Source organism: Roseivivax halodurans JCM 10272, assembly GCF_000521785.1.
GTDB lineage: Bacteria > Pseudomonadota > Alphaproteobacteria > Rhodobacterales > Rhodobacteraceae > Roseivivax > Roseivivax halodurans.
On record NZ_JALZ01000011.1, the window covers coordinates 1 to 18,141 of the forward strand.

General features: G+C 68.0%; 18 protein-coding genes and 1 tRNA gene. 10 read left to right on the plus strand and 9 right to left on the minus strand.

Annotated elements, in window-relative coordinates; genetic code table 11:
- Positions 1 to 66: 66 nt before the first annotated feature.
- Positions 67 to 1,224 carry a glutamine-hydrolyzing carbamoyl-phosphate synthase small subunit gene (gene carA / locus OCH239_RS11555; protein ID WP_037262695.1) on the minus strand — a complete coding sequence of 386 codons (1,158 nt, stop codon included), beginning with the start codon at positions 1,222 to 1,224 and terminating at the stop codon, positions 67 to 69.
- Positions 1,225 to 1,417: 193 nt separating this feature from the next.
- On the opposite strand from carA, the gene OCH239_RS11560 reads away from it, so the two are divergent.
- Positions 1,418 to 1,879 (plus strand): GatB/YqeY domain-containing protein, encoded by a 462-nt coding sequence (locus tag OCH239_RS11560; RefSeq protein WP_037262698.1) that lies wholly within the window; start codon positions 1,418 to 1,420, stop codon positions 1,877 to 1,879.
- Between the two features lie 78 nt (positions 1,880 to 1,957).
- Here the strand turns inward: OCH239_RS11560 and OCH239_RS11565 are convergent, their stop codons facing one another.
- The 3 genes from OCH239_RS11565 to ctaD all read right to left on the minus strand — a co-directional run bounded on the left by OCH239_RS11565 (position 1,958) and on the right by ctaD (position 5,131).
- Positions 1,958 to 2,848: a hypothetical protein gene (locus OCH239_RS11565; RefSeq protein WP_037262701.1), complete on the minus strand. Its 891-nt coding sequence runs from the start codon at positions 2,846 to 2,848 to the stop codon at positions 1,958 to 1,960.
- Positions 2,848 to 3,342: a DUF2244 domain-containing protein gene (locus OCH239_RS11570; protein ID WP_037262704.1), complete on the minus strand. Its 495-nt coding sequence runs from the start codon at positions 3,340 to 3,342 to the stop codon at positions 2,848 to 2,850. The genes OCH239_RS11565 and OCH239_RS11570 overlap by 1 nt, the downstream gene beginning before the upstream one ends.
- A 115-nt stretch (positions 3,343 to 3,457) precedes the next feature.
- Positions 3,458 to 5,131 carry a cytochrome c oxidase subunit I gene (ctaD, locus tag OCH239_RS11575; RefSeq protein WP_037262707.1) on the minus strand — a complete coding sequence of 558 codons (1,674 nt, stop codon included), beginning with the start codon at positions 5,129 to 5,131 and terminating at the stop codon, positions 3,458 to 3,460.
- Between the two features lie 310 nt (positions 5,132 to 5,441).
- Between ctaD and OCH239_RS11580 the strand changes: the two genes are divergently transcribed.
- Both OCH239_RS11580 and OCH239_RS11585 read left to right on the plus strand, forming a co-directional pair.
- A complete protein-coding gene (locus OCH239_RS11580; RefSeq protein WP_037262710.1) occupies positions 5,442 to 5,654 on the plus strand; it encodes a hypothetical protein in 213 nt (70 codons plus the stop codon).
- A 150-nt stretch (positions 5,655 to 5,804) separates the two neighbouring features.
- Positions 5,805 to 7,520, plus strand: a complete 1,716-nt coding sequence (locus OCH239_RS11585; RefSeq protein WP_037262712.1) for a peptidoglycan-binding domain-containing protein — start codon at positions 5,805 to 5,807, stop codon at positions 7,518 to 7,520.
- A gap of 16 nt (positions 7,521 to 7,536) precedes the next feature.
- Here the strand turns inward: OCH239_RS11585 and lipB are convergent, their stop codons facing one another.
- Entirely contained in the window at positions 7,537 to 8,202 is a 666-nt protein-coding gene (lipB, locus tag OCH239_RS11590) for a lipoyl(octanoyl) transferase LipB (protein ID WP_037262918.1), read from the minus strand.
- Positions 8,203 to 8,358: 156 nt separating this feature from the next.
- On the opposite strand from lipB, the gene OCH239_RS11595 reads away from it, so the two are divergent.
- The 3 genes from OCH239_RS11595 to OCH239_RS11605 all read left to right on the plus strand — a co-directional run bounded on the left by OCH239_RS11595 (position 8,359) and on the right by OCH239_RS11605 (position 10,338).
- Entirely contained in the window at positions 8,359 to 9,342 is a 984-nt protein-coding gene (locus OCH239_RS11595) for a diacylglycerol/lipid kinase family protein (protein ID WP_051489429.1), read from the plus strand.
- Positions 9,339 to 10,136: a metallophosphoesterase family protein gene (locus tag OCH239_RS11600; RefSeq protein WP_037262715.1), complete on the plus strand. Its 798-nt coding sequence runs from the start codon at positions 9,339 to 9,341 to the stop codon at positions 10,134 to 10,136. Before OCH239_RS11595 ends, OCH239_RS11600 begins: the two co-directional genes overlap by 4 nt.
- Before the next feature lie 115 nt (positions 10,137 to 10,251).
- Positions 10,252 to 10,338: transfer RNA gene (locus OCH239_RS11605), tRNA-Leu, on the plus strand.
- Between the two features lie 337 nt (positions 10,339 to 10,675).
- Here OCH239_RS11605 and OCH239_RS11610 read toward each other — a convergent pair.
- Positions 10,676 to 12,622, minus strand: a complete 1,947-nt coding sequence (locus tag OCH239_RS11610) for a PhoX family protein (protein WP_037262922.1) — start codon at positions 12,620 to 12,622, stop codon at positions 10,676 to 10,678.
- A 290-nt stretch (positions 12,623 to 12,912) separates the two neighbouring features.
- Between OCH239_RS11610 and dusA the strand changes: the two genes are divergently transcribed.
- Positions 12,913 to 13,938, plus strand: coding sequence for a tRNA dihydrouridine(20/20a) synthase DusA (dusA, locus tag OCH239_RS11615; RefSeq protein WP_037262718.1), 1,026 nt, complete (start codon positions 12,913 to 12,915; stop codon positions 13,936 to 13,938).
- On the opposite strand, the gene OCH239_RS11620 is transcribed toward dusA, so the two are convergent.
- From OCH239_RS11620 to ccmI, 3 genes are read right to left on the minus strand one after another with little or no spacing between them, the layout of a single operon-like run.
- The gene (locus OCH239_RS11620) at positions 13,935 to 14,147 is read right to left on the minus strand and encodes a DUF1289 domain-containing protein (RefSeq protein WP_037262721.1); all 213 of its coding nucleotides are present in this window, start codon (positions 14,145 to 14,147) and stop codon (positions 13,935 to 13,937) included. The genes dusA and OCH239_RS11620 overlap by 4 nt on opposite strands.
- Entirely contained in the window at positions 14,144 to 14,623 is a 480-nt protein-coding gene (gene ruvX, locus OCH239_RS11625) for a Holliday junction resolvase RuvX (protein ID WP_037262723.1), read from the minus strand. Before ruvX ends, OCH239_RS11620 begins: the two co-directional genes overlap by 4 nt.
- Positions 14,620 to 15,852, minus strand: coding sequence for a c-type cytochrome biogenesis protein CcmI (gene ccmI / locus OCH239_RS11630; RefSeq protein ID WP_037262725.1), 1,233 nt, complete (start codon positions 15,850 to 15,852; stop codon positions 14,620 to 14,622). Before ccmI ends, ruvX begins: the two co-directional genes overlap by 4 nt.
- 204 nt (positions 15,853 to 16,056) lie before the next feature.
- Between ccmI and OCH239_RS11635 the strand changes: the two genes are divergently transcribed.
- The 3 genes from OCH239_RS11635 to OCH239_RS11645 all read left to right on the plus strand — a co-directional run bounded on the left by OCH239_RS11635 (position 16,057) and on the right by OCH239_RS11645 (position 18,097).
- Entirely contained in the window at positions 16,057 to 17,304 is a 1,248-nt protein-coding gene (locus OCH239_RS11635; protein ID WP_037262727.1) for a sarcosine oxidase subunit beta family protein, read from the plus strand.
- 115 nt (positions 17,305 to 17,419) lie between these two features.
- Positions 17,420 to 17,719: a hypothetical protein gene (locus OCH239_RS11640; protein ID WP_037262729.1), complete on the plus strand. Its 300-nt coding sequence runs from the start codon at positions 17,420 to 17,422 to the stop codon at positions 17,717 to 17,719.
- 81 nt (positions 17,720 to 17,800) lie between these two features.
- The gene (locus OCH239_RS11645) at positions 17,801 to 18,097 is read left to right on the plus strand and encodes a sarcosine oxidase subunit delta (RefSeq protein ID WP_037262732.1); all 297 of its coding nucleotides are present in this window, start codon (positions 17,801 to 17,803) and stop codon (positions 18,095 to 18,097) included.
- The last annotated feature ends 44 nt before the right edge of the window (positions 18,098 to 18,141 follow it).

Sequence of the window (18,141 nt, forward strand, 5' to 3'; positions counted from 1 at the left end):
CAGGTTAATGTCGAAGGGCTTTAACTGTAATCAACACGTTACCACGTGTCCCGCATGCAGTGGACCTCAGGCAGACGCCTTGTCCATGGAGGCGGCGAAGCGCTCGAAGAGGTAGTAGCTGTCCTGCGGGCCGGGGCTCGCCTCGGGGTGATGCTGCACCGAGAAGACCGGCTTGTCGGTCATCCGGATGCCGCAGTTAGACCCGTCGAAGAGCGAGACATGCGTCTCGAGCACGCCCGTCGGCAGAGTCTGGCTGTCCACCGCGAAGCCGTGGTTCATCGAGGTGATCTCGACCTTGCCGGTCTCGAGCTCCTTGACCGGGTGGTTGGCCCCATGGTGGCCGTGGTTCATCTTCTGCGTCTGCGCGCCGAGCGCGAGCGCGAGCATCTGGTGGCCGAGGCAGATCCCGAACATCGGGACGTCCTTCTCGAGCACGCCGCGGATCATCGGCACCGCATATTCGCCCGTCGCGGCCGGATCGCCCGGCCCGTTCGACAGGAACACGCCGTCCGGAGATTGCGCCAGCACGTCCTCGGCGGTCGCAGTGGCGGGCAGCACCGTCACCTCGCAGCCTGCGGAGGCGAGGCTGCGCAGAATGTTGCGCTTGGCGCCATAATCGATCGCGACGACCCGGTGACGCGCCTCGGTCTGGCGCACATGCCCCTCGGGCCAGGCCCACCGCATCTCGTCCCAGCGGTAGCTCTGCGCGCAGGTGACGCCGCGGGCGAGGTCGCGGCCGGTCAGGCCGGGGAAGCCGCGGGCCCGCTCTACCAGACCGGCGATGTCGAAATTGCCCTCGGGATCGTGCGCCAAGGCCACGTGAGGCGCGCCGAGCGTCCGGATCGCGCGCGTCAGGCGGCGGGTGTCGACGCCTCCGATCGCGATGCGTCCGCGCTTGGCGAGCCAGTCGGACAGCCGCTCGGCCGCGCGCCAGTTCGACGGCTCGGTCGGCATCCACTTGACGACCATGCCGTCCGCGACCGGATCCTGGGTCTCGTCGTCCTCGGGATTGACGCCGACATTGCCCACATGCGGGAAGGTGAAGGTCACGATCTGCCCCGCATAGGACGGATCGGTCATGATCTCCTGGTAGCCCGACATCGCGGTGTTGAAGCAGAGCTCGGCCTGCGTCTCTCCGGTCGCGCCGAAGCCCATGCCGTAGAACACCGTGCCGTCGGCGAGCGCGAGGCAGGCTGTGGGGCGGGGCTGTTGGGTCTCGGCCATGGCTGTCCTCGTCGTCTGGCGCCCGTGGGGCAAATCGAGGCATACCTAAGCGGCGCCGGGAACGCGGTCAAGGGGGCGGGTCATTGGCCAAGTACTTGAAATGTAATGATTTGCCATCCCGAGGGGGCTGTTGCGCCGCCTCTGCGCATTGGATAATGTGCGCTCTTGCTGTCACTTGGGGGAAGCATTGACCATGGATCTGCGCACGCGCATCACCGCCGCGACCAAGCAGGCGATGAAGAACAAGGATGCGACGCGGCTCTCGACGCTGCGGCTCATCTCTGCGGCGATCAAGGACCGGGACATCGCCGCCCGCGGCGAGGGCGCCGAGACCGGCGTCGGGGATGGCGAAATCCTGTCGATCCTCCAGAAGATGGTGAAGCAGCGTCAGGAAAGCGTACGCACCTACGAGGAGGGCGGCCGGCTCGACCTCGCCGAGCAGGAAGAGGCCGAGATCGAGGTGATCGAGGAATTCCTGCCGAAACGCATGAGCGAGGCCGAGGTCGACGCCGCGGTCGACGAGGCGGTGGCCGAGATCGGCGCGAGCTCGATCCGCGACATGGGCCGCGTCATGGGCGTTCTGAAGACGAAATATGCGGGCCGCATGGATTTCGGCGCGGCCAGCCCGAAGGTCAAGGCGCGCCTCGCGGGCTGAGATCGCAGGATCGCCTGCGGCGGCGAGGGCTCTGCCCTCGCGCTCCCGGGATATTTTGTTCAAGAAGAAGAGCAGGGCTCAGGGGAAGTCGCGGATCACCTCGCGCAGCATCTCGGCGTCGGTCACGCGGTACTTGGCGACGAACCGGCTCTTGTAGCTGACGCGACCCCGCCGGGCGCCGAAATTCTCGCCGTGGTTCAGCTCGTAGAGCACCGAGGGGCGCGAGAGCGGCGCCAGCGGCAGGCCGGCGAGCGCCGCGAGATGCGGGAACATCCGGTGCTCGTGCTGCCACATCTCGCGCAGGAAGGCGGCGCTCTGCGGCAGGGCGGGATCGTGCAGCAGCGCGGCGCAGGAGCCGCAGAGCTTCCAGAACGGCTTGCGCAGCGGGGCCGAGGGCCCGCGCGGTGCGGCGAGGGCGACGTTGCCGGTCGCGACGTCGCGCACGAAGCCGGTCTCTGCGAGAAAGCCCGGACCCTGCCGTCCCAGCATCTCACCCACGCTGCCCTGCCGGAGGAGATCGTCGGCATCGAAGCTCATCGCATAGGCGGGCGGTCCGCCCCGGGCGCCGAGGTGATCGGCGAGCATCGCGAGCTTGCGCCACTTGTCGTTCCCGGGCGCGGGATCCTCGAAGGGCAGGTGGGTGACGCGGGCATCATCGGGCAACGCCGGACGCTCCTGGCAGCAGATCACGGCGCGCCAGCGCGGATCGTCCTGCCGGATGAAGCTTTCCAGGGTCGCAGTCAGCCGCCGCCCGACCGCGCCCCAATCGGTCACGTGCGCCGGCCCGACGAGCGGGATCAGGAAGACCACCTCTTCGGCCACGGGCAGGCTTCGGCGCGCCGCGCGCAGGGCCAGAGCCGCGCGTTCGCTCGGCACTTCGGTCGCGGACATGGCACGGGACGGCGAGAGCCGGGCGAGGGCACGGAGCGGCGCGCGGCGCGCTTTCGGTGTCGCGGGAACCTGGGCCATCAGAGCGCCGAGAGCCGCGAGACGCAGGCCGAAAGTTCGGAATAGAGCGCCTTGCGTTCGTCCTCGGAGAGGAACGCACCGATCTCGACCTCGCGGCCCGCTCCCGAGAGCGTCACGTAGTTCGGGACCGGTCCGCCCTTCGGATGCAGGGTGACGCGGACCCAATAGGGGTTGCAGTGCCATTCCCGGGCCCGGCCGCGCGGATCGTGACGCACGAGATGCAGATCGTCCCGCGCCAGCGTCAGGACCTCGAGGATGCGTCGGTCGGTTTCGTTGCGCCGAAGCGCCCAGTAGAGCGCGGCGATGGCGACGAGCAGAAACGGCAGCAGCCCCCAGAGAAGCGCGGTGCCGAGAAGCCCGTAGAGCGGCAGCGTCGCCATGAGGAAGGTGGCGCCCACGAAGGCCGCAAATCCCGCCGGCGGCAGCGAGTTGTGCGGCCAGAGGGTCAGCTTCCGCGCGTCGCGGGCAAGGTCTTGGGTCCAGCGGTAGGGCATCTGCCAAGCGGTTCTAGCATCGGGGCCGGCCGTGTCGACGCGCAATCTGCGTCGGGCGGGACCGGAACGGAAAAAGGCCCCGCCGGAGCGGGGCCTTCGTGGTCAGGTGCCGGGATCAGTGGGCGTGGCCCTTGTCCCAGTCCTCGCGCTTCGGAAGCTGCTCGAAGGTGTGCTCCGGCGGCGGCGAGGGCAGGGTCCATTCCAGCGTGTCGGCATATTCGTTCCACGGGTTGGCCGCGGTCTGCGCCTCACCCTTGCGGAGCGACCAGACCATCACGCCGATGAAGAACAGGAACGACGCGAAGGAGATGAAGGCGCCCCAGCTCGACACGTGGTTCCAGAGCGCGAAGGCGTCCGGATAGTCGATGTAGCGGCGCGGCATGCCCTGGCGGCCGAGGAAGTGCTGCGGGAAGAACGTCAGGTTGGCCCCGATGAAGAACGTCCAGAAGTGCAGCTTGCCGGCCCATTCGGGGTACATCTTGCCGGTCATCTTGGGGAAGTAGAAGTAGATCCCCGCGAAGATGGCGAAGACGGCGCCGAGGCTCATCACGTAGTGGAAGTGCGCCACGACGTAGTAGGTGTCGTGATAGGCGCGGTCGATGCCGGCCTGGCTCAGCACGATGCCGGTCACGCCGCCCACGGTGAAGAGGAACAGGAAGCCGAAGGCCCAGAGCATGGGAGTCTTGAACTCGATCGAGCCGCCCCACATCGTCGCGATCCAGCTGAAGATCTTAACGCCGGTCGGCACCGCGATGACCATCGTCGCCAGCATGAAGTAGCTCTGCTGGGTCAGCGACATGCCGACGGTGTACATGTGGTGCGCCCACACGACGAAGCCGAGCGCGCCGATCGCGATGATCGCCCAGACCATCGGCAGATAGCCGAAGATCGGCTTGCGGCTGAACGTGGCGATGACGTGGCTGATGATGCCGAAGCCCGGCAGGATCACGATGTAGACCTCGGGATGGCCGAAGAACCACAGGATGTGCTGGTAGAGCACCGGATCGCCGCCGCCCGACGGATCGAAGAAGGTCGTGCCGAAGTTGCGGTCGGTGATCAGCATGGTGATCGCGCCGGCGAGGACCGGCAGGGCCAGCAGGATGAGCCATGCGGTCACGAAGATCGACCACGAGAACAGCGGCACCTTGAAGAGGCTCATGCCCGGTGCGCGCATGTTGAGGAACGTGGTGATGATGTTGATCGCGCCGAGGATCGACGACGCGCCCGAGATGTGCACGGCGAAGAGCGCAAGGTCGGTGGAGTAGCCGCCTTCGCGGACCGACAGCGGCGGGTAGAGCACCCAGCCGATGCCCGAGCCGAGCTGACCGTTGCCGCCGGGCGAGAAGACCGACACCACGACCATCAGCGAGCCCGCGGCGAAGAGCCAGAAGGACAGGTTGTTGAGGCGCGGGAACGCCATGTCCGGCGCGCCGATCTGGAGCGGCATGAAGTAGTTGCCGAAGCCGCCGAAGAGCGCCGGGATCACCACGAAGAACATCATCAGGATGCCGTGGCCGGTGATCATCACGTTCCACAGATGGCCGTTCGGCGTGCACTCGCCGGCCGCGGCCGGCCAGAGGCGCGCGCCTTCCTGGCACATGAACTGGACGCCGGGCTCCATCAGCTCCATCCGCATGTAGACGGTGAAGAGGACGGACACGAAGCCCATCAGGGCACCGCCGAACAGGTAAAGGATCCCGATGTCCTTGTGGTTGGTGGACATGAACCAGCGCGTGAAGAAGCTGCGCTCGTCTTCGTGTTCATGGCCGTGGATGGCGGCGTCTGCCATGTAAGCCTCCTGAATGTATTCCCGGAGGGCGACGGGCAGACTTCACCCGCACCCCTGCTGCGTCCGCGTTTTAGGAAAGAGCAGGTTGCACGGCAATGGCGTGTTTTGACACAGGACAAGGAAATTTGTCGCAGGGACGCAATCCTGGGCCGAATCACGCGAGCGGCTTACGCCGCTGCCAATACGTCACATAAACGTCAAGTATGTTGGGGTGAGGCATTCCCCACTAGGCAGAATCGCGCCGACGTCCTATCTTCGCAAGGAAGACGCGTATTGCGCGTCCGGCTTTTTACATTGCGAGGCTCTAGGCATGGCCTTTTTCGATCAGTCATTCTCCACCCCCTCGGCCCGCCACTGGTCGGGACCTTTCCAGCGTCTTTTCGATACGCCGTTCGATCTCCGATCTCGCCGCATCAGATCCCGGATTGCCGAATTGCGCGCGCTGTCCGACGAGGAGCTCTCGGCCTGCGGCATCACCCGCGCCGAGATCGTTCGACATGTCCTGATGACCGTTAGGCGCTGAGGCCGGTTTCCGCTCTCTCTCCGAGCTTGACTTGATCGCCATTTGCGCAACACTGTGGTTGCGTCTTCCGCGCAATTAATTCCCGCGCCGTGGCGCTGACTATTTCGGCTCTGCCGATCCGCATTATCGCAAGTCATCGGAGAAAGTCATATGCGCCCACATCATCTGCCCGCTGTGGCGGCTGTTCTCGCCCTTTTCATCGCGCCTTTGCCCGCCGCAGCGAATGACGCATTCGTCGGCGGCCTCGTCGGAGGATTCATCGGCAGCGCCATCAACAATGCCGCCCAGCCCAAGACGCGCACGGTGGTGCGGCAAGCCGCGCCCCGGCAGGTGGTGCGGAAGGCCGCGCCTGCGGCGAAACCTGCGGTGTCGAGCTTCGAGCGCACCCAGAACCGGGAGACGCAGGAGGCCCTGAACCATTTCGGCTTCAATGCGGGCACGCCGGACGGCATTCTCGGCAGTCGCTCGCGCTCGGCGATCTCGTCCTACCAATCCTATCTCGGCTATTCGCCCACCGGTCAGCTGACCACCTATGAACGCGACTTCCTCGTGTCGTCCTACCACCGCGCGCAGGCCGGCGGGGCGAGCACGGCTCAGCTCGTCGCCTCGAACGCCGAGGGCGTGCGCGGCCTGCTCAAGGCCTACCGGGACGAGCAGACCAACGGGACGGGGGGAACCGCCACCGCGGCCATCGGCGGCCATTTCGGCCTGCCGACGGTGATCGCGGACGCCGTGCACGAGATCGCGAAGAGCTCCGATCCGACCGCCGAGCAACTGGTGAACCGCTCGGGCTTCATGCAGCTTGCGGATATCAACGGCGACGGCCGCACCGACTACATCATCGACACGTCCGTGACGGGGTCGGCTTTCTGGTGCAACGCGCGCGACTGCGCGGTCCGGGTCTTCGCCTCGACCCCGGATGGCTACGAGCGCAACGACTTCCAGGCCTTCAACGTGACGCCGGCGATGTTCTCCTGCACAAGGGGCACGTGCTCCAAGACCGGGGATTCCGCACCGCAGCTTGCAGGTCCTCTCGTCGGGCCGGGCCAGCCCGGCTTGCCGCAGACCCAGCTCGCCGCGACGACGCCTGCGCCCCTTGCACCGGCTCCGGCAGCCGCGGCCCCAGTGCAGGCGGCGCTGCCCAGCTTCGCCGCTGCCGCGCCCGCGATCCCGACCTTCGGCACCGCCGCGGGCGGCGAGTCCCTGTCCTCGGAATGCAACCGGATCAACCTCCTCGCGACGACCGAGGCCGGCTACACCACGGCCGAGACGATGACCGACGCCTCCGCCGCGCTCGGCGAACAGCTCTGCCTCGCGCGCACCTACGCGATCACCGCCGGCGAAGGCCTCATGGACAAGGTCGCCGGGGTCAGCAAGGCGCAGATCTCCGAACAATGCGCCGGGTTCGCGCCGCTTCTCGCGCCCCATGTCGCAGCGCTCTCGGTCAAGCCGCGGCAGGAGGTCGTCGCCGACATGAAGGCCTTCGTCCTCGGCTCCGGCATGGCGCCGGCGCAGCTCGAGACCACCGCGCGGATCTGCCTTGCCTCGGGGTATCTCGAGGACGATCTCGACGTGGCGGTCGGCTCCGCCCTTCTCCTCGTGGCGCTCGGCCGCGAGCCGTATGGCGAGTTCGTGGGCCATCACCTCGCGCTCGGACGGGGAACCGCCGCGCGGGGAGACTTCGCCGCCGCGTGGTACGGACCTGCGCTGACCGCTCTCGACACCGGCGCCCCGGCGCTCGTCGCACCCGGTCAGCCCGAACGCCGCGCGCTCCTGAAGAAGGCCTCGCTCCAGCTCGGCGGGGCTGCGCCGGCCGCGGCACCCGTTCAGGCCAGCGCTCTGCCGGTCTTCTCGGTCAGCGAGTGAGGCACTCGCGGCCGGGTCACCCGGCCGCGTCTTCCGCTCCGAAGACCGTATCGAAGGTCTTTCTCAGGGCGACATCGACGTCGTCCATCGTCACCGGCAGGCCGAGATCGACGAGGCTCGTCACCCCGTGCTCGGTGATGCCGCAGGGCACGATGCCGCCGAAATGCGACAGGTCCGGCTCGACGTTGATCGAAATGCCGTGAAAGCTCACCCAGCGCCGCAGGCGGATGCCGATGGCGGCGACCTTGTCCTCGGCCGGCGCGCCGGACAGGGTCCGCGGCTTCTCCGGCCGCTCGATCCAGACCCCGACGCGGCCCTCGCGAATGCGCCCGGTCAGCCCGAACTCCGCGAGCGCCGCGATCACCCAGGTCTCCAGATCGTGCACGAAGCGGCGGACGTCGCGGCCGCGGCGGCTGACGTCGAGCATAACGTAGACCACGCGCTGCCCCGGCCCGTGATAGGTGTATTGTCCGCCGCGCTTGCTCTCGTGGACCGGGAACCGATCGGGGTCCTTCAGATCCTCGCGCCTTGCGCTCGTGCCCGCGGTGTAGAGCGGCGGATGCTCGACGAGCCAGACCAGTTCCTCGGCATCGCCCTCCGCTATGGCGGCGGCGCGCGCCTCCATGACGCTCACCGCGCGGTCGTAATCCGTCAGCCCGGGCTCGATGATCCACTCTACCATGCGCGCCGCGTAGCGCTCGCCCGGGGTGCGGTCAACGCCGTCCGACACATGCCGTTCACGAAAAGCGGGGTTTCGATGCGCGCTCGCGATTGCACGGAACCGCCTCATTCTGGCGACGTTCTCCGGCTGACACCTGGCCCCTTGGACATCACCCCCATGAGCTTTCTCACCAACCCGCACACGGACCCGAGCAAGGTAGTGATGTCGCGCGACACACGTGTCTGCGTGTTGCTGAACACCGGCTCCGGCGACGGCGACGCGGACGACCGGGCCCGCGAACTCGAAGAAGCCTTCGACCGCTACCCGACCCGCTTCGAGCTGCGCCGGGTCTCGCCCGGCGTGGGCATCGCCCATGCCTGCCAGCGCGCCATGAAGGACGGCTTCGGCACCATCGCAGCGGCGGGTGGCGACGGCACCATCGCCGGCGTCGCGGGACAGCTTGCCGGCAGCGGCCGCCGCCTCGGGATCATCCCGATGGGCACGTTCAACTTCGTCGCCCGCGGGCTCAAGATCCCCGAAACGGTCGAGGGCGCCGTAGAGCTCCTCGCCACCGGCGAGGCGCGGCATCTGCCGGTCGGCGAGGTCAACGGTCAGGTCTTTCTCAACAACGCGAGCCTCGGCGTCTATCCGTCGGTCCTGCGTGAGCGCGAGGGGACCTACAAGCGCTGGGGCCGGTCGCGCATCGCGGCGCATTGGTCGGTGATCAAGACCTTCCTGACCTTCCGCCGGCCGGTGAAGATGCAGGTCAGCGTCGGCGGAAAGACGATCCGCCGGAAGACGCCGCTCGCCTTCGTCGGCCGCAGCGCGTTCCAGCTCGAGCATTACGGCCTCGAGGGCGTTGATGCGGTGCAGCGGGGAGAGTTCGCGCTCTATCTTGCGCCCGACAGCACCCGCTGGGAGCTTCTCATGCGCGCCATACGCCTTGCGTCCAAGGGCATGGAGGTCGATCGCGACTTCGAGCTGATCACCGGCACCGACATCGTGATCGAAACCTCGCGCCGCACCCAGACCCTCGCGATGGACGGCGAGCGGTTCAAGATGGAGACGCCGTTCCACTTCCGCATGCACGATCAGGCGCTGCATGTGGTCGCTCCGCCCCAGAGCGGCCCGGGTTCGGAGACGTCCGACGGAGCGGCATGACCGCGACACTGGTTCATCTGTCCGATCTGCATTTCGGCCGCGACCGGCCGGAACTGCTGCAGCCTCTGATCGACGAGGTGAACGGCGCTGGGGCCGATCTCGTCGTCGTGTCGGGCGACCTGACGCAACGCGCCCGCCACGAGCAATTCCGCTCCGCACGCGCGTTCCTCGACCGGCTCACCGCTCCCGTGCTCGCCATCCCCGGAAACCACGACACGCCTCTCGACAATCTGGCGGTGCGCCTCCTGCGCCCCTGGGGCCGCTTCCGCAAGCATATCAGCCGCGACCTCGAACCCTCGCACGAGGGCGAGGGATATCTCGTCGCGGGCATGAACACAGCCGATCCGCAGGCCTGGCAGCGGGGACGCCTGCGCTGGAGGTCGCTCGTGCGGGCCGGCGACCGGATGAAGGCCGCGCATGCCTCGGGCCGCCTCGGCGTCCTCGCGATGCACCATCCCCCGGAACACATGCCCGAAGACGAGAAGTCGCGGATGCGCGGCGCGGATCCCGCGCTGAGCGCCCTGAGTGCCCAAGGCGCGGACATCGTGCTCTGCGGGCACCTCCATGTCTGGCGCGCCATGCCGTTCCGCGCCACCGCGGGCCTGCTGCTGGTGCAGGCGGGCACCGGCCTCTCGACCCGGGTGCGGGGCGAGCCGAACGACCTCAACATCCTGAGGATCGAGGGCCGCAAGGTCACGGTCGAGCGCCGCGGGGCAGGGGAAGATCTTCGCTTCTCGACGCTCTCGCGCACGCGCTTCGAAAAGGTCGACGGGCGCTGGCGCACCCTGCGCTGAGCGCCTTCCGCAACGTGATGCCCCTCGGCGTGCGGAAAGGCCCAAATTTTCGGTTCGACCCCCTTGGCACCCCCGAATTGCTCGTCTATACGCCCGCCATCCAAGCCAAGACAGTGCGGTCGTGGCGGAATTGGTAGACGCGCAGCGTTGAGGTCGCTGTGGGATAACACCCGTGGAAGTTCGAGTCTTCTCGACCGCACCATCTTTGGCCTGAGAGCGGCGCCGCCGAGACCCCCAGGGTCCGGTCGGCACCTTGCTCCGGAAGCGACGAAGGTCGCTCTCTTGGCTGGAAAACTTTCCTTATTTACATCAGAGCCGTACGACGATTCCAAACATCCGGGATGATCGTCGTCCTATTCCTGACATCTCCCGGCCTCGCGCCGCGGAGAGGCGGCTATCGGCTGCGATATCTGCGGGGATATGCCGGTCGGCACGTCCGGCGCGCAAGTTGCGTCGGGACCCTGCGTGGCTCGTCCCGTCGGCCGCTCTGTGATGGAGCCCCCGGCCTGCAAGACCGAGAGCTCCATACTCACTGCAACTTATCCGACAGCTTCACCGTCGGCGCGCTTGACCGTCACGATGGCCGAGCGGGGCAGCATGCCCTCGCCATCTGGGAACGGGGCGCCCGGGTGCTGGATGCCGACGAACATCGTCCGCCGATCCGACGACCAGGTCAGACCCGTCACTTCGCTGCCGTTCGGGCCGGTCAGGAAGCGGCGGATCTCGCCGGTCTCGGGATCGCCCGCGAGCATCTGGTTGTTGCCCATGCCCTCGAATTCACCCTCGTTGCTGTCGTCGCCATCGGTCTGGATCCAGATCAGACCCGTGGTGTCGATCTGCATTCCATCCGGCGAGTTGAAGAGGTTGCCGGCGTTGATGTTGTCGGACCCGGCATAGGGGCCGTCCTTGTGAACCTCCGGGTTGCCGGCCATAACGTAGAGGTCCCACTCGAACGCCTCGCTGCCGTGATCGCCGCCTTCGGGGCGCCAGCGCACGATCTGACCGTATTCGTTGGTCTCGCGCGGGTTCGGCGCGTTGACCTCCATCGGATCGCCACCCTCGTTGGTGACGATGTTGCCGTCGTCATCGGTCGCGCCGCGCCGCGAATTGTTGGTCAGGCAGCAATAGCCCTCGGGCGCGGTCGGATTGACGGCGATCCATTCGGGACGGTCCATGGTGGTCGCACCGACCTCGGAGGCGGCCGTGCGGGTGAAGATCGCGATCTCGGCGGCCTCCATTCCGGTGGCCTCGGGCGTCAGCGCCACCCAGCGTCCGCTCTGATCGTCCGAGAAGGTCGCGGCAAAGAGCTGACCCTCGACCAGAAGCGTCGAGGTGTCGCCGCCCTCCTCGTAGGGGGCGCGGCTCACCCATTTGTACATGAACTCGCCACGTTCGTCGTCGCCCATGTAGACAACCAGCCGGTTGTCCTCGGCGAGCGCATAGGCCGCGTTCTCGTGCTTGAAGCGGCCGAGCGCTGTGTGCTTCACGGGCGTCGAGCTTGCGTCGCTCGGGTCGATCTCCACGATCCAGCCGGCGCGGTGAGGCTCGTTCGGTGTCGTGGAGACGTCGAACCGCGGATCGTAGAGGTGGTAATTGTACCCCCAGCCCTCGGCCGCGATGCCGTAGCGGGCGTAGCCCGCGGCGATCTTCTCGTCCGTCGGCATCTCTCCGGTCGCGCCGAAATAGCCGTTGAAGTTCTCCTCGCAGGTTAGATAGGTCCCCCAGGGCGTCCGGCCCGAGCCGCAATTGTTGAACGTACCGAGCGATTGCGTGCCGGTCGGATCGTCCTCGGTCTGCAGCAGCGCGTGACCGGCGGCGGGGCCGTCGATCGACATGGGCGTGTTGTGTGTGATGCGGCGGTTGTAGGGGCTGTCGACCACCACGGACCAGCCGGTCTCGCCTTCCGCCACTTCCATCACCGTCACGCCCTGGAAGTTCTGCAGGCGCAGGACGTCGTCGGCCGAGCTCGGTGCGCGCTCCTCCTCGAGGCTGTTGGCCTCGGCGGTGGTCGATCCGACGAGGTTGATGTCGTTGTTGGTGTATTCACTGTTCGCCACGAGGATCTCGCGGCCGTCGATCGAGAAGAGCTCCATCCCGTCGGTGTTCTCGCCGAAGACGCGGTCGGAACCCTCGGTCGGGATACCCGTCTCCTGGCTGAACTCGGGCGCGTCGGAGAAGAGCGGATCGCCCCACCGCACAAGCACCTGCCAATCGTATCCGCCGGGCACGTGAACCGTCCCGTCGGTCTGTGCGGCAATCTGCTCGAACGGGAAGCGCCCGGCGCCCTGCGCCAGCGCCGTCGAGCCGCGGAGGGCCGCGGTGCCCATGACCGCCGCGCCGGAGCCGAAGGCCAGAACGCCCCCGAGGAAACCGCGGCGGGAGATCGCGCGCTCGACCACGCGATCGAACTCCTGCGTCTTGGCGCGCGGGAAACGTGCCTCGTCCCACTCATCGAACGTGAGACCGTGGTGCGTGTCGTCTTTCATGCCATCCATCCCTGAGATGCAAATTGTTCTGCCCCGGACGAGCGATCGTCCACCGGAAGACGGCTAGACTCGAAGTTTAACACTGCGATGACGGACGGTGCGACAAAAGATCCCGCCCGGACGGTCTCGGGAGGCACCTGGCAGCTCGAAACGTCACGCTCCCGCGTCTTTCGTCCGTTGGTGCAAGGTGATAAGTGCGGGCCGCTGCCCGGACGAAAAGGCGCCGTCAATCGGCGAGCAGGCCTTGCCGAGCCGTTCGGCCCCGCAGATCGAGAAGACACCAGGCGAACATGAGCACAGACCACGGAAAAGAAGAGATATCCGCCGTTCGGCGTGCCGCACGTCTCTCCGTCGCGCCGATGATCGACTGGACCGACCGGCATTGCCGGATGTTCCACCGGACGTTGTCGACGGAGGCGCTGCTCTATACCGAGATGGTCACAGCGCCGGCCCTCGTGCGGGGCGGTGCGCTGCATCTGCTCGACTTCTCGCCCGAAGAGCTTCCGGTGGCGCTGCAGCTCGGCGGGTCCGATCCGGCAGAGCTCGCCGAAGCGGCGCGGATGGGCGAGGCGCAGGGCTATGCCGAGATCAACCTCAATTGCGGCTGCCCGTCGGACCGCGTGCAATCGGGCACGTTCGGCGCCGTCATGATGACCGAGCCCCAGCGGGTGGCCGATTGCGTGCGCGCCATGCGCGAGGCCGTGGACGTCGAGGTCACGGTAAAGTGCCGCATCGGCGTCGACGACCAGGATCCCGAAGCCGTGTTGCCGGACTTCCTCAGCCGCATCCTCGACGCGGGCTGTGCGCGCGTCGCGGTGCATGCCCGCAAGGCGTGGCTCCAGGGCCTCTCGCCCAAGGAGAACCGCGACATTCCGCCCCTCGATTACGATCTCGTGGCACGGATGAAGCAGAGCTTTCCCGACCTGCACATCTCGCTCAACGGCGGAGTGCAGAGCCTCGAGGAGGCCGCGGCCCATCTTCGCGCCGGGTTCGACGGCGTGATGATCGGCCGCGCGGCCTACCAGCGCCCCTGGGACATCCTGGCCGGGGCGGATGCGGAGATCTTCGGCAAGGATAGCACCGCGCCGGAGCCCGGTGACGTGGCGCGCATCATGCGCCCCTACATCGCCGATCACGTGGCGGCGGGCGGCAGGCCGCATCAGGTGACCCGGCACATGCTCGGGCTCTTTGCCGGTCGCCCCGGGGCGCGCGCCTGGCGCCGGACGCTGTCCGAAGCCGCGAGCCGTCCGGGCGCCGGGGTCGAGATCCTCGACGAGGCCCTCGATGCCGTCGAAGGCGAGGCCCGGGCGGCCTAGACCCGCCGGCGTCCCGACGCGCCGCCCCGGCGCCGTGCCAGTTGCGGCGCACGCTCCGGCAGCTCGTCCATGATCCGGCGACGGTCTTCGGGGGTCATCCGCGCCCAGCCGGTGATCTCGTCGATCGTGCGCAGGCAGCCGACGCAGAGCCGTGCCTCGGGATGGATCTGGCAGATCTTTGTGCAGGGGCTCTCGATCTCGCCGCTCATGTCGCCTCGCTGCGCAGATGCCGGAGCCGGTCGAGCGCGCCCTGCAGGATGACCGAGGCCGCCACGTGATCGATCACCTCGGCGCGCTTGGCGCGCGAGGTGTCCGCCTCGAGGAGGGCCCGCTCGGCGGCGACGGTCGAGAGCCGCTCGTCCCAGAACCCGATCGGCCCGTCCCAGAGCCGCGATAAGTTGCGCGCGAAGGCCCGCGTCGACTGGCAGCGCGGCCCCTCGCTTCCGTCCATGTTGCGCGGCAGGCCGAGGATCACGCCACCGATCTCGCGCGCGGCGAAGATCGCCAGCAGCCGCTCCGCATCCGCCGTGAACTTCTTGCGCTTCACGGTCTCGAGCGGCGTTGCCACCGAGAGGAGCCGGTCCGAAACCGCGACGCCCACCGTCTTGTCTCCGAGATCGAGCCCCGACAGGGCGGCGCGGGCGGGCAGGGCGGCCGCGAAGTCCTGGATATCCTCGTGGATCATTCCAGCGCCCCCGCGTCTCTCGCCGCACCGCGGAGGCGCTCCAGCGCCTGCGCCTCGCCCTCGTAGGCCGCCTCGGCCGCCTCCAGCGCCTCCGCCGCGCGCTCCCGCTCTCCGAGCACGCCGAGCGAGGAGATGAGCCGCACCCACTCGTCGACGCTGCCGCCATCCGACATGAGCCGTTCCGACAGGCCCGAGACCATCCCGCGGATCATCTCGTCGCGGGCGCCGGGATCCATCTCCTCGGCCGCGCGCATCTGCTCCCGGCTCGGCCCGGGCCCGGGCGCCGCCATCTCGGGCAGACGGTAATCGGTGACGCCCGCCCGCTGCGCCATCGCCTCGATCTGGCCGCGCACCGGCGCGACCCACGGATCGCCCGCGGCACTGCCGCGCAGAAGCTCGTCCCAGATCCGGAAGGCCCGGTCCGGCCGCCCCGTCTGCGCATAGGAGAGGCCCAGGTAGTAGCGCGCCGGTCCATTCTGCGGGTCGCGCTCGAGCGCCTGCCGAAATGCGCTCTCGGCCTCGGGCGAGACGTATCCGCCGGCCGCGAGCACCATCATGTCGCCGAGATCGGCGTAGTCCTTCGCATTCGCCTCGGCCCCGCGGATCTCCACGATCCGCCGCTGCGCCTTCCAGGCCGCCGAGTAATTGCCCAAGGCCGCCTCGGAGCGCGCGAGCAGCTGGAAGCCCTGCAGATCGTCGGGCCGCTCCGCCACGGCGCCGCGCAGGCGCTGGACGAGATCGCGGTACTCCGCGCTCGCCTCGGCGTTGGTCTGGTCCGGCACCTGCGCTTCGGCATCCGCCTGTGCGGGCCGGCTGGCGCGCGCCTCTTCCGCGCGGGCGATCCGGGTCTTGAGCGAGAGATCGCCATATCCCGGAGCGCCGAGCCACGCGTAAAGCCCGAAGCCGCCTCCGACGACCGCCGCCACGATGAGAGCCGCGACCGCACGCCCGAAGGTCTTCGGCTGATCGCTGCCTGCGGAATCCGCGCTCACTCGTGCATCGGCGGCCAGCAGGCGCCGCGACACTTCGGTGCGCAGGCGCTCGGCCTCCTCCTCGGCGATGACGCCGCGGGCGCGGTCGCGCTCCACTTCCTTCAGCTGATCGCGGTAGACATGCAGGTCGAAGGCCTCGCCGGCACGCGTGTCGCGCCGCCCCCGCAGCAGCGAGAACGCCAGCAGGAGGCCCACCAGCGCCGCAAGCGCGCCCGCGAGGAACAGGAAGTCGGTCATGCATCCTCCGTACAGTCTCACGGGGTCATATCCCGCCGTCCATCGTGCCGAAAGGGCAAAACCCCGTGACCGCGGGGGCGTGGTGTCGCGCCCGGCCCGCCCATGTCGCAAACCCGTCGCATAACGACGGAACCAGCAGCGGCGGACGATGCGAGGCGGGGCAATGAGGGGGAAATCGACACCCCCGACGGGAGGGCCGCGCCCATGAAGCACTACTCCGCTTTTGCCATCGCCCGCGAGGCCCTGCGCGGCCATACGGGCTGGGAACGCGCCTGGCGTGCCGCGTCCCCCAAGAAGCATTACGACGTGATCATCGTCGGAGCGGGCGGACACGGCCTCGCCACCGCGTACTACCTCGGCAAGAACTTCGGCATCACCAACGTCGCGGTGATCGAGAAGGGCTGGCTCGGCGGCGGCAATACCGGCCGCAACACCACGATCATCCGCTCGAACTACCTACAGGATCCCTCCGCGGCGATCTACGAAAAGTCGCGCTCGCTCTACGAGACGATGAGCCAGGACCTCAACTACAACGTCATGTACTCCCCCCGCGGCGTCATGATGCTGGCCCAGACCGAGCACGAGGTCCGCGGCTACCGCCGCACCGCCCATGCCAACGCGCTCCAGGGCGTCGAGACGCAGTTCATCACGCCCGAACGCGTCAAGGAGCTCTGCCCGATCATCGAACTCAAGGGCCCGCGCTATCCGGTCCTCGGCGCGCTCTGGCAGCCGCGGGCCGGCACGGCCCGCCACGACGCGGTCGCCTGGGGCTATGCGCGCGCCTGCTCGGCGATGGGCATGGACATCATCCAGAAATGCGAGGTCACCGGCGTGCGCTCCGAGAACGGCCGCGTCACGGGCGTCTCGACCTCGAAGGGCGAGATCGGCTGCGACAAGCTCTGCATGGTCGTCGCGGGGCACTCGGGCCACCTCGCCGAGATGGCGGGCTTCCGGCTGCCGATCGAGAGCGTGGCGCTGCAGGCGCTCGTTTCCGAACCGATCAAGCCCTGCATGGACGTCGTCGTCATGGCCAACACCGTGCACGGCTACATGAGCCAGTCCGACAAGGGCGAGATGGTCATCGGCGGCGGCGCGGACGGCTACAACAACTACACCCAGCGCGGCTCCTTCCACCATATCGAGGAGACCGTGCGGGCCCTCATCGAGACCTTCCCGATGATCAGCCGCCTCAAGATGCTGCGCCAATGGGGCGGGATCGTCGACATGACCGGTGACCGCTCGCCGATCATCTCGACCACGCCCCTGACTGGCTGCTTCATCAATTGCGGCTGGGGCACGGGGGGCTTCAAGGCGATCCCGGGATCGGGCTGGGCGACCGCCGAGATGATCGCAAAGGGCACGCCGGGACCGCTCGCCGCGGAGTTCGGTCTCAACCGGTTCCGTGAGGGCCGCTTCATCGACGAATCGGTCGCCGCGGGGGTCGCTCACTGATGGAAAATCGCGTGTCCTCTCAGGCGGAAGTACGCCACGTCACGGAATTCGCCGGAACTTTTCGATGGGGCAAAGCCGTTCCTTCGGCAAATCGAATGTATCCGGAGACCGCAAGATGTCCGACCATAACGACCTGCACACGCATACCCGCGAAACCCATGTCGAGCGCCACGGCAGCGGCGGAACCGGCGTTCTCGCCTTCATCGTCGGCGGCCTCGTCGTCGCCGTCGGCGTACTCGGTTTCGTCTTCTGGAGCGGCGGCTCACCGGAAGGCTCGGGCGGCAACGCAGCCGAATCCGCTGCCGAAAGCGCGGCAAGTTCCGCCGAAACCGCAGCCGAATCCGCCGGCAACGCCGCCGAAAGCGCCGGCGATGCTGCAGAATCCGCGGCCGAAGGCGCGACCGGAGAGGAATGATCCCTCCCGCGCGTCCGGCCTCTGGGCCGGGCGCGCATCCCTCGCGGGCCCGGGCGATCTATCGACCCGAGGAGCCCGCGCATGCTGATCCTGACATGCCCCTATTGCGGCGTTCGCGCCGACGAAACCGAGCTCGCCCCCGGCGGTGAGGCCCATGTGGCCCGCCACGGCCCCGGCGCCTCGGACGAGGCGTTCGAAGCCTATCTCTTCCTGCGCGCCAACCCGCGGGGCCTCCACTACGAGCGCTGGCGCCATGCCCATGGCTGCGGCAAGTGGTTCCACGCGGCCCGCGACACCGTCACGATGGGAGTCGTCGGGACCTATCCCGCGCAAGTGACGGAACCGCCCGCCGAACTCTCAAGGCCCCGCGGGTCATGAGCCTCGTCGCCCGGCAGGAGCGCACCGCTCTTCTTCTTGATCGA

Excerpts from the sequence above, each read along its gene's own strand:
- OCH239_RS11640 (WP_037262729.1), top strand. The coding sequence starts at position 17,420 with ATGTCCGACCATAACGACCTGCACACGCATACCCGCGAAACCCATGTC.
- OCH239_RS11645 (WP_037262732.1), top strand. The coding sequence starts at position 17,801 with ATGCTGATCCTGACATGCCCCTATTGCGGCGTTCGCGCCGACGAAACC.
- OCH239_RS11595 (WP_051489429.1), top strand. The coding sequence starts at position 8,359 with ATGAGCTTTCTCACCAACCCGCACACGGACCCGAGCAAGGTAGTGATG.
- OCH239_RS11570 (WP_037262704.1), bottom strand. The coding sequence starts at position 3,342 with ATGCCCTACCGCTGGACCCAAGACCTTGCCCGCGACGCGCGGAAGCTG.
- OCH239_RS11560 (WP_037262698.1), top strand. The coding sequence starts at position 1,418 with ATGGATCTGCGCACGCGCATCACCGCCGCGACCAAGCAGGCGATGAAG.
- OCH239_RS11585 (WP_037262712.1), top strand. The coding sequence starts at position 5,805 with ATGCGCCCACATCATCTGCCCGCTGTGGCGGCTGTTCTCGCCCTTTTC.
- ctaD (WP_037262707.1), bottom strand. The coding sequence starts at position 5,131 with ATGGCAGACGCCGCCATCCACGGCCATGAACACGAAGACGAGCGCAGC.
- ccmI (WP_037262725.1), bottom strand. The coding sequence starts at position 15,852 with ATGACCGACTTCCTGTTCCTCGCGGGCGCGCTTGCGGCGCTGGTGGGC.
- lipB (WP_037262918.1), bottom strand. The coding sequence starts at position 8,202 with ATGGTAGAGTGGATCATCGAGCCCGGGCTGACGGATTACGACCGCGCG.
- dusA (WP_037262718.1), top strand. The coding sequence starts at position 12,913 with ATGAGCACAGACCACGGAAAAGAAGAGATATCCGCCGTTCGGCGTGCC.
- ruvX (WP_037262723.1), bottom strand. The coding sequence starts at position 14,623 with ATGATCCACGAGGATATCCAGGACTTCGCGGCCGCCCTGCCCGCCCGC.
- OCH239_RS11620 (WP_037262721.1), bottom strand. The coding sequence starts at position 14,147 with ATGAGCGGCGAGATCGAGAGCCCCTGCACAAAGATCTGCCAGATCCAT.
- carA (WP_037262695.1), bottom strand. The coding sequence starts at position 1,224 with ATGGCCGAGACCCAACAGCCCCGCCCCACAGCCTGCCTCGCGCTCGCC.
- OCH239_RS11600 (WP_037262715.1), top strand. The coding sequence starts at position 9,339 with ATGACCGCGACACTGGTTCATCTGTCCGATCTGCATTTCGGCCGCGAC.
- OCH239_RS11565 (WP_037262701.1), bottom strand. The coding sequence starts at position 2,848 with ATGGCCCAGGTTCCCGCGACACCGAAAGCGCGCCGCGCGCCGCTCCGT.
- OCH239_RS11580 (WP_037262710.1), top strand. The coding sequence starts at position 5,442 with ATGGCCTTTTTCGATCAGTCATTCTCCACCCCCTCGGCCCGCCACTGG.
- OCH239_RS11635 (WP_037262727.1), top strand. The coding sequence starts at position 16,057 with ATGAAGCACTACTCCGCTTTTGCCATCGCCCGCGAGGCCCTGCGCGGC.
- OCH239_RS11610 (WP_037262922.1), bottom strand. The coding sequence starts at position 12,622 with ATGAAAGACGACACGCACCACGGTCTCACGTTCGATGAGTGGGACGAG.